This is a genomic window from Gracilibacillus pellucidus (assembly GCF_033949965.1).
In the GTDB taxonomy this organism is placed as follows: Bacteria; Bacillota; Bacilli; order Bacillales; family Amphibacillaceae; genus Gracilibacillus; species Gracilibacillus pellucidus.
In genome coordinates, this window is the sequence record NZ_JAWZSR010000001.1 from 533,917 (window position 1) to 547,301 (window position 13,385).

Below are 13,385 nucleotides of genomic sequence, written 5' to 3' on the forward strand. Positions count from 1 at the left end.
TCTATACTATATATGACGAACAGGATAAGTGAGAGATAGACCATATAAGTTATTTGATGACCTGTGTTCACACACTAAGTGGTAACTGTCACAATGGCAGAAAACTCCGCGCCATAGAAAACACTACGAGAGCATTCTGTGTTTGAGTAGATGTTGCACTTGTGCCCAAAAGGGGAAAGTGCAGCGTTTTGTAGAAGTGATGTGCTACCACTTGCCAACAAAAGTACTTAAAGAAAGCATTATCTCCAGCTATAGGTACTGGGGAGCCAAATACTTATCTGTTCGTCATTTTCTACTGTTTTTTATGTGGAAGTAAAGTTTTTAGGCTATTACATATACATAGTGTCCTTTGCTGGATGAATCATCCTTTTGATTTAAAGAGTAGTGCGCCGATCATACCGAAGATGATCGCGGCTGATATACCAGAACTGGTTACTTCGAACATACCGGTTACGACACCAATGATGCCGTGTTTTTCTGCTTCAGCCATCGCGCCATGAACAAGATTATTACCGAAGCTTGTAATAGGTACGGTTGCTCCAGCACCTGCAAAATCAATTAACGGTTCATATAAGCCAAATCCGTCTAATATTGCTCCTGCTACTACTAACGTGCTTAATGTATGAGCCGGTGTTAGCTTTCCGACATCAAGCATCAGTTGGCCTATAACACAAATAAGCCCTCCAATAATAAACGACCATAAAAATACCATTATTTCTCACCTCTTTATTATACATTTTCAATAGACACGGCATGTGCAATACAAGGAATCGATTGGTTTTGTTGAACGGTTAACGGTGATAGAAGTGCCCCAGTCGCGACAACTAAAATACGATTACATTCACCTTTTAATAATTTATTGATAAAATGCCCGTAAGTAACAACAGCCGAACACGCAGCACCACTTGCCCCAGCAAATACATTTTGATCTGTTTTATAAATAACCAGTCCACAATCGACGAATTGCTCACTACGAATTGGCTGATTATTTTGTTTAAATAAATCTAAGCATATTTCTCGGCCAATTTTCGCAAGATCACCTGTAATGATGTAATCATAATAATCAGGAGTAAGGTTGCGATCTTGTAGATGTTGTGTAATAGTTTCGTAAGCTGCTGGAGCCATTGCCCCTCCCATATTGAATGGGTCTGTTAGTCCTTTATCTACAGCTTTTCCGATGGTTGCAGCTGTTACTTTAGGACCTGTACCATTTTTAGAAAGAATAGCGATTCCTGCTCCTGTAACAGTTGTCTGAGAAGTATCAGGCTTTTGACTACCATATTCATTCGGGTATCTAAATTGTCTTTCTACTGCTGCATTATGGCTGGCAGCACCAGTCATAACATAATCCGCTTTTAATTGGCTCATAATTAATGCGGCCATTGCCAGTCCTTCCATAGAAGTTGCACAAGCACTAAATAGTCCTAAATAAGGGACGCCAATACTTTTTGCTGCAAAGTTAGATGGAGTGAGCTGATTAATTAAATCACCATGTAGAAAAAATTGAATGTCTGAAAGTTGTAAATTAGCTTTTTCAATGGCATAGTTGCTAGCATCTTCAATCATATGTTGATGTGCAATCTCAAAGGATTTTTCGTCCATCCATTGATCGGTATAAAAATAATCAAAGTCATTTGGTATCTTACCTTGCTCTTCCATTGGACCACCAACAACACCAGTTGCAATAATCGTTGGAGGAGTATCAAATTGCCATGTTTGTTTACCGGTAATCATTATGCGCCACTCCAATATAAAAAGATTGTCTTAATTAATGCGATAACAAAAGCAGAAAAAACACCAAATAGAATAACAGAACCTGCAAGCTTAAACATATTTCCTCCAACACCTAGGACAAATCCTTCTGTACGGTGTTCAATTGCTGCAGAGATGACTGCATTACCAAACCCAGTTACTGGTACAGCTGTTCCTGCTCCTGCAAATTGGGCAATTCGATCATATACGCCAAAGCCAGTTAGAAGCATCGTAATAAAAATTAATGTAGCAACAGTCGGATTTCCAACTGTTTGTTCCGTGAAGTCAAAAAAATACATATAAAAGGTAGAAATAACTTGGCCAATTAAACAAATCAATCCACCAATTATAAACGCCTTTATACAATTTTTAAAAATTGGTCGTGGCGGCTCTTTGCTTTTTTCATAACTTTTATAACCTGCTTGTTGTTGTTTCATTGTGTGTCCTCCGTTATGTTTGTTCCTTTGATAGTTTCTTTAATTCCTTCATTTTTTTTATTGCCTTTTCTTTTGAAAGTTGCTGATTTTCTAATTTTGTCAGTTCGATATACAATTTTTGATCAGAGCTTACTTCGATATCTTTCAAGTTTGTTTTAGCTTGAAGATCTTTTTTTATTTTTTCCTCGATCTGTTGTTCGATCGCCTGCTTTAAGGGAGTTGCAATAAATGCAACAAAAAGTTTGTCATCAATTTGAATAGTTTTGTACGATTGAACATCTTCTGACTGATTATTCAAATAATTTTGTGCTATACTTGAAGCAGAGCTGTGACCTTTTGATTGAGAGGATTCTGAGCTTAACATAACAATATCAGATGTATCCTTCTGAGCAGTTTGGGGGAGGTCCTGATTGTTACATGCAACAAGTACTAAAATGCAAGCAAAGGTAAGTATTTGTAGTATTTTCATTTAAATTGTCCTCTCTAAATAAAATATGCTTTTATTGATATCATGTAGAATTTTGCGGAAAGTATGCACATGAAAATGTAAAAAAATGAAACTTCTTAGCAAGATAATTCGTTAAATTATATAGAACAGTAGTGGTGGGGAGGATGGGGCTATGTTGAAAAAATACACTATAGTCACCGCTTTTATTGTGTTTATCGGGTTAATATTGTACCTTATGTTGAATATACAGCAGCCTTCTCTAGTGGAGTCAGTAAAATTGGAGGAACAATATGAAGATTTTATTATACACATACATGTAGAAGGTACCAATAATGGATTTCAAGTCTTACGTTCCATTCAGTATACAGGGGATGAACAGATTACCATTCAACATCGCACACCATTAACGCAAGTAACGATAGGCGCGGATAATGCGATTTTTACCGGAAGTCCGATATCAAAACAATTAGAGCCAGGCCATCAATATTACCCACAGCAACCGATGGATTTTTCAGCATTAGAAAAGGGAGAGCATACATTATATGTACATACACAGTTTTTTATTGATGGAGAGCGAATTGATATAAAGTCAGAAGCGACTATATCTTTTCAGTAGTTAAAACCCTCAGCGAAATTATGGATTCGCTGAGGGTGGTTTTATCACGATGTAAAAGTCCGTAATCGCGCACTTCAAGATTCGAATTTAAGAAAAAATCTAAGTATGGGATAAACGCGTGCTAACTTCCAATAAGTCTAACTTTTTGTTACTCCATTTCTGTTAACTGAAGAATTTTCATTTGATCGTTCTCATATCCAGCAATCAGTTCATACTGTCTTGATTCATCCACTTCATTGTATTCATTGTCTCTTTTACTAATTTCAATGGTAATGTTCATGCTGACGTGATCATCATGAACTTCGGTAACCGTTTTGTCTTCTACTGATAGATCGATTAGTGATTGGAACAACTGACTGAAATCTGTGTAGTTCGTTTCTTTTTGATAATGGCTTCCAAGTAAAGAATAGGCATTAACATAATCCCGCAATTTCAAATTATCAAGAAAATAATCTGTTAAGTAAGAGGCGTCTTCTTTTAGCTTTTCCTCATTCACTACTTGACTATCAGGGGATAAATAGGTTAAATTATCTTCCTCCACGTTATCAATCCACTCATTTATCGTATTGATTATTTGCGTTATTGGGATACTAAAGCCAACATCTGTGTCTGTAATACCTGCAGAATTAATCCCGACCACTTTTCCATTACTACGCAAAATAAGCGGCCCACCACTGTTGCCATGAGTAATGTTAGCTGAAATTTGATAAACATCTTCATATTGAAAATCATTAATGGTAAACGATCTATCCGTTCCGACTATCAAACCTAAAGAAACACTATTTTGAATGCCCATTGGACTTCCAATTGCGACAATTTCATCTCCGATATCTAATTGTAGATCTGTTTCTATTGTAATTGGCTCTAATTGAGCTAATTCTTGGACACGAATGACAGCAAAATCTTGATTTTCCCCAATCCCTACAATAGCAGCAGGATATTCTCTTGCATTGGCAAGTTTGACAATAATGGAATCAGCCTCTTCGATTACATGGGCATTTGTCACAATATCACCTTTATTATTTATGACAAATCCTGAACCGGTTTTGGTTGTTAGATCATTCGTACTTTCAATTTGTACCACAGATTTTTGTGCTTGATGAATAATATTTTTTAAATTCATTTCTTGATCTTTTTCTAGTTCACTGGCGATGGTGTTTTCAACGTCTAAAGGTTGTTGTTTCATATTAATAAATAAAATAATTGCTATTACAATAGCTATCATACCAATTATAGTTGCTAGTAAGATGGGAATGTATTTTCTATTTATATACATAATAATCCTCCGAGGTTTAGTCCAAGTACCAAGTAATTTCTTCTATTTTAGCTGTTAAATCTTTTGCTTTCTTATTTATATCAAAATGAGTAAACTCGAAATGACCAATTTCTTCAGAATACAATGTCTCTGGAGTAGCATAGACTTCGTTTTCTTCTATTATTTGATCATTTTTATCACGTATGGAGTAATGAACCAAAATAGAATGGATAGGAACTGTAGCGACACTTTTTATTTCGCCTGATATAATCCAGTTTTCTTTTTCTTGCTCGAGTTGCATATCAGTTACTTCAAGTGCATCGCTCTTATTTTGTTCTTGTTCTTCTTCAAATGCCGAAAGAGCTTGTTCAAATCTTTGTTCCTCAGCCGATTCAAAAGACGTTTTATCTTTGTTAATGGTAGTTCTTAAGCTATTTAACTGCTCAGAGTTTTCTACTACTTGAAGTGTATCATCTACAGTGCGTAAGGCTTTAGAAAACTGTAATTCGTTTAATAACGCTGTCGCGTCCTGATAGGTCATCGTTATTAGTTTTTGTTTAATTTCTTCTAGTAACTCACTAGTTTGTTCATGTTGAATATCAGTTACTTCCCATACTAATGATTTTAAATCATCTTTAGATGGGTCATTATGTAATCGATGGGTGGCTTGGTTTAATAATGTTTGATTCTTCAGCTCCATATTTTGTTCTAATAATTGATTGGGCAAATCACCGCTAAACTGTTTCAATTGATTTTCTGATCGCCGTATTATACGAAGTGACTGAGAGAAATCGTTCTGTTCATTGAACGCTTGTATTTGCTCGCTGTTTTCATCTAATTCTTTAGCTATGCTTAAAAAAGCAGCCGCTTCCTTTGCTGCCGGAAAATTGTCTTTGTAATCTAAAGCATGTGTTAACAATGTAGAAGCTTGCTCATAATCACCAATTAACGCCATTTCTGAAGCCTCTTCATAAAATGTAGCAGCCTTATTTGTTTGGTAGTTGCTCAAAAAATAAGTACCACCAATAATTATACAACCAGTAATCAGGGAGCTGATAGGTAGTAACCACCATTTTTTTGTGGATTTAATTGGTGAAAGTCTAGTATGAATATTATCTGGTAAGCGTTCACCACAGGTTACACAAAATTTTTCAGTATCTTGAACTTGACCACCACAATTAGGACAATAAGACAAGGTAAAACCTCACTTTCGTGATTAACTAAATTGAATAGTAATATTATAGCATGAATCCATCTTTAACTATAAGGATAGGTTAAGTTAATAGGGGGCTTTCTGAATAAATACTTTTCTAATAATAGAAAGTTAGGTATAATAAGGAAAGAAGAATCGAAAAAAATGGGGTGTGAAGCTTGAGTATCTTGTTTGGTATATTATGCTTTGTGATTCTAATTGGTTGTATGGGATATACAATTTTCGATCGAGTGAGATAATGATATTGGGAAAAGCCTTAATGGAGAAAATCTATTAAGGTTTTTTCATTGCTATCAATAATCTTAATCCATTTACTTCCTTTTACTTGTATTATAACTAGAAATAAATTATATTAAATACATATATTTCAATATTGGGTGAGAAAGCTGTTCTCATTTTTATAAAAAGTGAAACTATGTCGAAATAAAGCGAGATAAGAGGAATTAGTTATTTATTTTTGAAAGAATTGTCTTTTTTTGCGGTTCACTTTACAACAAAGTATTTTTTTGGGATAATCATTTACGCTTAACTAAAGCGCTTGTTATTAAATACAATATAGAGGGGGTAACTCGGTATATGGCACCTTATTTAAGAAATTTAATAAGCAGAATAGAGACATTGCGAAAAGAAATGACCGATGTTGCTCTCGAAAAAGGGATGACGAGTGAAGAATCACTACACATTAGTCAAGAATTAGACGAGCTATTAAATCACTATGAACATTATAAACAAAAACACAATAAAGATAATTAACGAAAACCCCGAGATAATAAAATGACCTCGGGGTTTGTTAATAGATTATTTGTCTCTCGATATAATCGGTTCGATCCGATTAAGACCTTCTTTGAGTGTGTCGAAGTCATATGCATAGGATAAACGCAAATATCCTTCTCCATAAGACGAAAAGGCACTGCCAGGTACTAATGCAACATTGGTCTCCTCTACAAGCTGTAATGCAACAGAGAAGGAATCTTTTTTCAGATGACTAATATCGATAAAGAAATAGAATCCACCATTCGGTAAATACGTATCAATATTCATCTGTTGTAATCGTTTATAGACAAAGTCTCTTCGTTCTTGATATACCTTTTTCATACCAATGGAATCCTCTTGACCGTTTTCGATCGCTTCAAGGGCTCCATATTGGCTAATGGACGAAGCACAGGATACATTGTATTGGTGTACTTTCAATAGATGTTTTGTTAACCAATCCGCTGCTAAAATATAGCCAATCCGATAACCTGTCATAGAATGTGATTTAGATACACCATTGATGATAATAACTTTATCACGGATACTTGAAAATCTACCGATGGAGAAATGATTCTCTTCATAGACTAGCTCACTATATATCTCATCAGCAATCAAAAAGATGTTGTGTTTTTCAATGACAGTAGCAATATCTTGAAGCTCTTGTTCTGATAGAGTCACACCTGTAGGATTAGATGGATATGGAATAATAATAGCTTTTGTCTTTGATGTTATGGCTTTTTCAATCAAATCTGCTGTTAGTTTGAATTGATTCTTTCTTGTATCTACAAATACTGGCTTTCCACCAGCTAATTTAATCAATGGTTCATATCCTGGGTATACAGGTCCTGGTAACAGCACTTCATCGCCTTCTGTTAAAATCGTTCTTAATGCTATATCGATTGCTTGAGATGCACCAACTGTGACGATAATCTCATTTTGTGGGTTGTAGGTAAGTTGGTATCTCCTTTGAATATAATCTGCAATTGCTTCTCTTAGTACTAATATACCTGCATTTGGTGTATAAGTTGTTTGGTTGTTATCAATTGCTTCCTTTGTTTTTTCTTTTACATGGTCAGGGGTAGGGAAGTCTGGTTGCCCAATCGTTAACGATAACACATTTGGTTTGTTGCCCACCATATTAAAAAAATGTCGTATTCCAGAAATTTCAATGTTTTTCACTTTGTTATTTATGTACGATTCCAATGAAAGTCCTCCTTTATTATTAGTTATATAGAATGAAGATAGTGGAAATAATACAAAGTATATAACTTTTATGTATAGAAAAGATGTATGCTTATTTTATCATAAATAACAAGAGGAGGGCAGATAAATGGTTGATGAGTGGTGGAATACAATTGTACGCGTACTAGATTATTTTTTAATAACGATGCAATCGGAAGTGTTCTTTGTATTTTATATAGTGACAGGGCTGGTAGTACTGTATTATTTATGTAAGCCTTTGATCAGGTTTTTGGTCGCATTAGAGTGGCATACATTCCTTACATATATAGTCGTCGTATTATGTATGTTTCATCTTATATATATGTATATGGACGAGCCGAATTGGCGTTATATTATATACGGAATTTCGATCTTTTCATTGATTATAAGTGTCAATAGATTGTTCACTGTATTAAAAGATAAGCAGGCTCATTCTAATTAGATGTAACACAACTTTCGCAACTGAAACAACCAGTGGGAGTTAATACTCCCACTGGTTGACGTCTCAATCTATGATGTCGTCTAATGTTATCAGGCTGAAATATGTTAGTCCATGTCTATTACTTGTACGATAAACTGAGAAAGTCAAGAGTTTACATGCAATATAAGCTAGCAAGCGTACTTATCATTACTTTGCAAACTTCCATTTCGAGGTTTGTGTTAAAACATGGAAGCTAAGTAGGGGGATAAACGGACGCTAGCTTCCTGATACATTTCGCTAACTATTAGTGGAAATGCAAAACTCCTACTGATGGAAGCCATACTTTATAATATTACCGACGTTTTCGCTTGTGATAGAAAGGCGATAAAGTAGAGGGAGTTTGTACGGCTGATTGGTACGTTGGACGGTGTTTTTGTTTAGGTTTTGGTTGGGTCCAATGCAAGTAATGAAAGAGAATATCCTTCGCTTTTTTTAGAGATAGCGTCGGTTTAGGATTACGATAACTTTCGTCCAGCTTTCCTAGATGAGGTAATGATTTGATATCTTCCTTATTAGGTGGGCTATGAAAGTAGTAGTCTCCGACTTGTACTAATAGAACAGAGTGTTGCCTACTTTTTTTTGGATTGTTAGAGTAGTGTAAACCAATTTTTTTTGCCTGTTTTTCTTTTATTAATTTTCTCATTGTTTCATTTTTTAAATGATATAATTGGCTAGGCTCTAACGCGGTTTTTGCATGTCGATTGACAATAAATAGTGCTTGTCCAATCTGTTTAATCGATTCACCGTTTTTTTTCAATCTATTCACCTTCTTTCTCATGCAAAGTGTAAAGTAGAAAAGTAGAAGGAGGTTCTTTTCCCTTCTACTTTAATTCATTGCTTGAATATCTTCAACTATTTTTGTCATATCAGCAGCTTTTTCACCATCATAACTTTTTATCGTATTTCCTTCTGGTGAAACGAGGTAAAATTTACTAACATGGATAACTTGATCGCTGTTGTCTGGGTTTTCAACAAAAGCTTTAAACGATTGGTTAGCAAATTGTTTAATATCATCATCACTATAGCCAGTCAACGCATGCCAATTGTCAAAATTACCGCCTCTTTCTTCGATATACTCTTGAAGAATTTCCGGTGTGTCATTGGTAGGATCCACACTAAAAGAAACTAACTGAGCATCAATGCCAGCGTCATCGAGCAATCCTTGAAGCCGTGCCATATTCGCTGTCATAGGTGGACAGATTGAAGTACAATTTGTGAAGATCATGTTCGCAATCCAAAACTGTCCATCTAAATCTGATTTGGAAAGCGTTTCGCCCGCTTGGCTGGTATAAGAAAAATCTTCTACTTGATAAGAAAAATCTCCTGAATACTTTTCCGTGCCACAACTTGTGAGTATTAGTACAACGAATATGCTTGTAATTAATTTGTATGCCATAGTTCACCTCTTACTTAAGATTTTTTTAGTTGATAAACGGTAATTTCAGGCTTGCAAAGGAAACGATAAGGTAATCTAGTTGTTCCAATTCCTCTACTTACATATAGTTGCAATGGATAATTGCCTAGCGTATAACCACCTTCTACATATTTCTGAGCTAAACTAGGGGTGTATATATAACCGATAAATGGTAATTGTACTTGCCCACCATGACTATGACCAGATATTTGAATATCAATAGGATAATTTTTTGCTACATCTGCATAGTCAGGTTCATGAGCTAGTAAAATCTTAAAAGCATCATCGGGAATACCTGTGATAGCTTGTTCTACATCGGGGTTACCTAACAGTGCGTCATCTATTCCTGCTATGTATAGTGTATCTCCATTTTTAGTAATTTGTCTATGCTCATTTTGTAATAATTCAAAGTCACTTTGTGCGAAAATGTCATTTAATAGATCGGTTCCATAACCTCCGTGATCATGGTTGCCATAGATGCAATATTTCCCATCTTTTGCAGTTAATTGTGACAGTAGAGGGATTAGACGCCCATCCAATTGATATGTTTGTGGGTTGTCTATTAAATCTCCAGTAAATACGATAAGATCTGGTTCTAATCTATTTATTTTATTAATAAGCTCTGTCAGCTGTTCAATTGTATAATGGAAACCAAGGTGTGTATCAGTAAATTGTACTATTTTATATCCATCAAAACTAGTAGGAGTGTTTTTAGATGTTATATCTATAAAATGTGTTTCTAACATGCTTGGCTCAATCTCTCTTGCATAATAATATGTGCCACCACTAAGACCAAAAAATCCAATGATGCCACCGAATAATCGCTTCAAAAAAGTTCTGCGTTTCATATATTGTAATGCCCTCTCCATTGGTTCGAAATGTATGTGATACATTATAACATGCTGGAAGTAAAGATGATATGTATTCAGTAAAAATGAATGTTGTTGATCACGTTGCAACCCTCTGTAAATCTCACACTTTCGACTCTGGATAACGTATACAAATGAATAGTATGGTTCGCTAACGATCTGTAACCGTTTAAAACTCTTACTGATTGAACGCTCATTTTGTGTTAAAATAGAAAGAGGTGATACGAAGCTTACTCCTTCACCAAAGTAAAAAGGAGTGTACAGTATGACAAGTTTATTAAATAAAACATTGACAGCGCTAACGGTCGAGGAATTAATGATCCCAGCTGAAAAAGTAGCACATGTTCAAGTAGGAAACCCAGTTGAGCACGCTTTGCTTGTTTTAGTTGAATCAGGTTACTCTTCTGTACCTGTGTTAGACTTAAATTATAAGTTCAAAGGCACAATTGGTAAAACACCCATATTGAAAAGTGTCATAGGAATGGAACGCTTTGAAATGGAAAAGCTTTCAGATATAAAGGTAGAAGATGTTATGAAAGCTGAACAACCAACCGTAACAAAGGAAACGGATTTTTTGACGTGCCTAAAAGTAGTTATTAATCATGCATTTGCATGTGTGGTCGATGAAGATGGCTACTTTCTTGGTATTCTAACAAGGCGAGCAATATTGAAAGAAGTGAATAAGTCTCTCTATAATTGAATTGCCGCAGCTAATTCACCTATTAAGCTTAAAAATTTAAGTATTATATGTGTTTATTACATAATAATACTTGTAAATAACATAGGGTTTTTGGTACATTTATAATAACTATTGATATTGGAGGAAAGAAAACAATGAAGCAAATGGATGCAAATGAGATTATTTCTTTTATTTCGAACAGTAAAAAATCTACACCAGTTAAAGTGTATGTGAAAGGTACTGAGTTAGATAAGATTGAAGCAACAGGATCTATTCAAACATTCCTTAATGAAACAAATGGTGTTATTTTTGGGGAGTGGGATGAAATAAAAGAATTATTACATACATATAGTGAGCAGATTACAGATCACGTCGTAGAGAACGACCGTCGTAATTCTGCTATTCCACTTTTAGATATGAAAGATATTAATGCACGAATCGAGCCAGGAGCTATCATTCGTGATCAAGTGGAAATTGGTGACGGTGCTGTTATTATGTTCGGTGCGATGATTAATATCGGTTCCGTAATTGGAGAAGGTACCATGATTGATATGAATGCATCATTAGGTGGACGCGCGACGGTTGGTAAAAACTGCCACATCGGTGCGGGCGCCGTGTTAGCAGGTGTTATTGAGCCACCTTCTGCACAGCCAGTTATTGTTGAAGATGGTGTAGTTATCGGTGCTAATGCAGTTGTTTTAGAAGGTGTTCGTATTGGTGAGGGAGCTGTAGTGGCTGCAGGTGCAGTAGTCACAAAAGATGTCCCACCAAATACAGTAGTAGCTGGAACACCAGCAAAAGTAATTAAAGAAATTGATGACCAAACAAAAGCAAAAACAGAAATTATGGAAGCATTAAGAAAATTAAACGACTAATTACCAAATCAAAAGACAGGGTCACAATGATCCTGTCTTTTTTACAGTGGTAAGATATAGTAATGCAGCAAAAGGAGAATTTTTTATGAATCAAGAACAATTGATTGAGATTAGACGTTCTTTACATCAAATTCCTGAGCTTGGTTTTCAGGAGGTTAAAACACAAGCATTTTTATTAGAAGAAATCGAAAAAATGGGTCGAGAGAATATCAACATTACTAAATGGAAAACAGGTTTATTTGTTTTTATTAAAGGAAAAAATCCGAAGAAAACAATTGCTTATCGAACAGATATTGATGGTTTACCAATTACAGAAGAAACAGGCTTAGCCTTTACATCTGAGCATGAGGGGCGCATGCATGCATGTGGCCATGATTTACATATGACAATTGCTTTAGGGGCGCTTGATGAAATAAGTGCTACGCCAATTGATGACAATGTGTTATTTATCTTCCAACCGGCTGAAGAGGGACCAGGTGGAGCAGAACCAATGCTAGCTTCGGATACATTTAAACAATGGAATGTTGACCAAATTTTTGCTTTGCATATTGCACCTGAACTACCAGTTGGTACTGTATCTAGTAGAGCAGGTATTTTATTTGCCAACACAAGTGAGCTGTTTATTGATTTTAAAGGGAAGGGTGGCCATGCAGCATACCCCCACTTGACAAAAGATATGATTGTTACTGCTAGTAGCTTTGTCACACAATTACAGCAAATTATTTCACGAAAAATTGACCCTCTAGATAGCGGTGTTGTGACGATAGGTAAAATGACAGCAGGCACTGTACAAAATATTATTGCGGAAACAGCACGTCTAGAAGGTACCATACGTACATTACAGCCAGAAACAATGGTAATAATAAAAAAGGAACTTGAAAATTTCATTAAAGGATTCGAAATTGCATATGATTGTCATATAGAAGTAGACTATGGTGCTATGTACTATCAGGTCAGCAACGATAACGAATATGTCGAGAAATTTGCACAAGTTATGGAAGAGAATAATATTACATTTGTTGAGGCCGATCCAGCAATGACCGGAGAAGATTTTGGATATTTTCTTAAAGAAATTCCAGGCTTTATGTTCTGGCTAGGTGTCGATTCCACAAATGGGTTGCATCATAGTAAATTAAATCCAAAAGAAGATGCTATTCAAATTGGGATCCATGCAGTTACTGCGATGATTCGCAAAGGGTAATGTATACAAAACACCCTACTTTAAGATTCGAATAATATCAAGAATCTAAACAGGGGATAAATAGATGTTAAATTTTTGATAAGTTCAGGAAAGCACTAAACTCATTTTATTATAGAGTTTAGTGTTTTTTAAAAGTTTTAAAAATTTTTAAAAAATTGAGTCGAAAGGGTG

16 protein-coding genes are annotated in these 13,385 nt (G+C 35.3%); 6 read left to right on the forward strand and 10 right to left on the reverse strand.

From position 1 onward, the window contains the following. Window positions 1-361: 361 nt before the first annotated feature. Genes spoVAE through SH601_RS02560 form a run of 4 tightly spaced genes read right to left on the reverse strand, consistent with a single transcriptional unit; the run spans window position 362 to window position 2,658 of the window. Entirely contained in the window at window positions 362-712 is a 351-nt protein-coding gene (gene spoVAE / locus SH601_RS02545) for a stage V sporulation protein AE (RefSeq protein ID WP_319956655.1), read from the reverse strand. Window positions 713-729: 17 nt separating this feature from the next. Next, entirely contained in the window at window positions 730-1,734 is a 1,005-nt protein-coding gene (gene spoVAD / locus SH601_RS02550) for a stage V sporulation protein AD (protein WP_319956656.1), read from the reverse strand. Then, entirely contained in the window at window positions 1,734-2,189 is a 456-nt protein-coding gene (gene spoVAC / locus SH601_RS02555) for a stage V sporulation protein AC (RefSeq protein ID WP_319956657.1), read from the reverse strand. The genes spoVAD and spoVAC overlap by 1 nt, the downstream gene beginning before the upstream one ends. Window positions 2,190-2,202: 13 nt before the next feature. Next, window positions 2,203-2,658: a hypothetical protein gene (locus tag SH601_RS02560; protein ID WP_319956658.1), complete on the reverse strand. Its 456-nt coding sequence runs from the start codon at window positions 2,656-2,658 to the stop codon at window positions 2,203-2,205. A 151-nt stretch (window positions 2,659-2,809) separates the two neighbouring features. Here SH601_RS02560 and SH601_RS02565 point away from each other — a divergent pair, with 151 nt between their 5' ends. Then, the gene (locus tag SH601_RS02565) at window positions 2,810-3,253 is read left to right on the forward strand and encodes a hypothetical protein (RefSeq protein ID WP_319956659.1); all 444 of its coding nucleotides are present in this window, start codon (window positions 2,810-2,812) and stop codon (window positions 3,251-3,253) included. Between the two features lie 148 nt (window positions 3,254-3,401). Here the strand turns inward: SH601_RS02565 and SH601_RS02570 are convergent, their stop codons facing one another. Both SH601_RS02570 and SH601_RS02575 read right to left on the reverse strand, forming a co-directional pair. Next, on the reverse strand, window positions 3,402-4,529 hold the full coding sequence (locus SH601_RS02570; protein ID WP_319956660.1) for a S1C family serine protease: 1,128 nt from the start codon (window positions 4,527-4,529) through the stop codon (window positions 3,402-3,404). Window positions 4,530-4,545: 16 nt separating this feature from the next. Next, complete coding sequence (locus SH601_RS02575) at window positions 4,546-5,703, reverse strand: zinc-ribbon domain-containing protein (protein ID WP_319956661.1); 1,158 nt, start codon at window positions 5,701-5,703, stop codon at window positions 4,546-4,548. Between the two features lie 594 nt (window positions 5,704-6,297). On the opposite strand from SH601_RS02575, the gene SH601_RS02580 reads away from it, so the two are divergent. Continuing rightward, window positions 6,298-6,474 carry an aspartyl-phosphate phosphatase Spo0E family protein gene (locus SH601_RS02580; protein ID WP_319956662.1) on the forward strand — a complete coding sequence of 59 codons (177 nt, stop codon included), beginning with the start codon at window positions 6,298-6,300 and terminating at the stop codon, window positions 6,472-6,474. Window positions 6,475-6,519: 45 nt separating this feature from the next. Here the strand turns inward: SH601_RS02580 and SH601_RS02585 are convergent, their stop codons facing one another. Further along, window positions 6,520-7,677, reverse strand: a complete 1,158-nt coding sequence (locus SH601_RS02585; RefSeq protein WP_319956663.1) for an aminotransferase A — start codon at window positions 7,675-7,677, stop codon at window positions 6,520-6,522. Between the two features lie 127 nt (window positions 7,678-7,804). On the opposite strand from SH601_RS02585, the gene SH601_RS02590 reads away from it, so the two are divergent. Beyond that, a complete protein-coding gene (locus SH601_RS02590) occupies window positions 7,805-8,137 on the forward strand; it encodes a hypothetical protein (protein WP_319956664.1) in 333 nt (110 codons plus the stop codon). Between the two features lie 331 nt (window positions 8,138-8,468). On the opposite strand, the gene SH601_RS02595 is transcribed toward SH601_RS02590, so the two are convergent. The 3 genes from SH601_RS02595 to SH601_RS02605 all read right to left on the reverse strand — a co-directional run bounded on the left by SH601_RS02595 (window position 8,469) and on the right by SH601_RS02605 (window position 10,438). Next, entirely contained in the window at window positions 8,469-8,933 is a 465-nt protein-coding gene (locus SH601_RS02595) for a YkyB family protein (protein ID WP_319956665.1), read from the reverse strand. A 69-nt stretch (window positions 8,934-9,002) separates the two neighbouring features. Further along, window positions 9,003-9,572, reverse strand: a complete 570-nt coding sequence (locus SH601_RS02600) for an SCO family protein (RefSeq protein ID WP_319956666.1) — start codon at window positions 9,570-9,572, stop codon at window positions 9,003-9,005. A 14-nt stretch (window positions 9,573-9,586) separates the two neighbouring features. Then, window positions 9,587-10,438 carry a metallophosphoesterase gene (locus SH601_RS02605; protein WP_319956667.1) on the reverse strand — a complete coding sequence of 284 codons (852 nt, stop codon included), beginning with the start codon at window positions 10,436-10,438 and terminating at the stop codon, window positions 9,587-9,589. Between the two features lie 286 nt (window positions 10,439-10,724). Here SH601_RS02605 and cbpB point away from each other — a divergent pair, with 286 nt between their 5' ends. The 3 genes from cbpB (at window position 10,725) to SH601_RS02620 (ending at window position 13,214) form a co-directional block, all read left to right on the forward strand. Then, window positions 10,725-11,159 carry a cyclic-di-AMP-binding protein CbpB gene (cbpB, locus tag SH601_RS02610; protein ID WP_319956668.1) on the forward strand — a complete coding sequence of 145 codons (435 nt, stop codon included), beginning with the start codon at window positions 10,725-10,727 and terminating at the stop codon, window positions 11,157-11,159. Window positions 11,160-11,293: 134 nt separating this feature from the next. Then, window positions 11,294-12,013, forward strand: coding sequence for a 2,3,4,5-tetrahydropyridine-2,6-dicarboxylate N-acetyltransferase (gene dapD, locus SH601_RS02615; RefSeq protein WP_319956669.1), 720 nt, complete (start codon window positions 11,294-11,296; stop codon window positions 12,011-12,013). 85 nt (window positions 12,014-12,098) lie between these two features. Further along, window positions 12,099-13,214: an N-acetyldiaminopimelate deacetylase gene (locus tag SH601_RS02620; RefSeq protein ID WP_319956670.1), complete on the forward strand. Its 1,116-nt coding sequence runs from the start codon at window positions 12,099-12,101 to the stop codon at window positions 13,212-13,214. Window positions 13,215-13,385: the final 171 nt, after the last annotated feature.

Excerpts from the sequence above, each read along its gene's own strand:
- cbpB (WP_319956668.1), top strand. The coding sequence starts at position 10,725 with ATGACAAGTTTATTAAATAAAACATTGACAGCGCTAACGGTCGAGGAA.
- SH601_RS02570 (WP_319956660.1), bottom strand. The coding sequence starts at position 4,529 with ATGTATATAAATAGAAAATACATTCCCATCTTACTAGCAACTATAATT.
- spoVAD (WP_319956656.1), bottom strand. The coding sequence starts at position 1,734 with ATGATTACCGGTAAACAAACATGGCAATTTGATACTCCTCCAACGATT.
- SH601_RS02600 (WP_319956666.1), bottom strand. The coding sequence starts at position 9,572 with ATGGCATACAAATTAATTACAAGCATATTCGTTGTACTAATACTCACA.
- SH601_RS02620 (WP_319956670.1), top strand. The coding sequence starts at position 12,099 with ATGAATCAAGAACAATTGATTGAGATTAGACGTTCTTTACATCAAATT.
- spoVAC (WP_319956657.1), bottom strand. The coding sequence starts at position 2,189 with ATGAAACAACAACAAGCAGGTTATAAAAGTTATGAAAAAAGCAAAGAG.
- SH601_RS02565 (WP_319956659.1), top strand. The coding sequence starts at position 2,810 with ATGTTGAAAAAATACACTATAGTCACCGCTTTTATTGTGTTTATCGGG.
- SH601_RS02560 (WP_319956658.1), bottom strand. The coding sequence starts at position 2,658 with ATGAAAATACTACAAATACTTACCTTTGCTTGCATTTTAGTACTTGTT.
- SH601_RS02580 (WP_319956662.1), top strand. The coding sequence starts at position 6,298 with ATGGCACCTTATTTAAGAAATTTAATAAGCAGAATAGAGACATTGCGA.
- spoVAE (WP_319956655.1), bottom strand. The coding sequence starts at position 712 with ATGGTATTTTTATGGTCGTTTATTATTGGAGGGCTTATTTGTGTTATA.
- SH601_RS02605 (WP_319956667.1), bottom strand. The coding sequence starts at position 10,438 with ATGAAACGCAGAACTTTTTTGAAGCGATTATTCGGTGGCATCATTGGA.
- SH601_RS02590 (WP_319956664.1), top strand. The coding sequence starts at position 7,805 with ATGGTTGATGAGTGGTGGAATACAATTGTACGCGTACTAGATTATTTT.
- dapD (WP_319956669.1), top strand. The coding sequence starts at position 11,294 with ATGAAGCAAATGGATGCAAATGAGATTATTTCTTTTATTTCGAACAGT.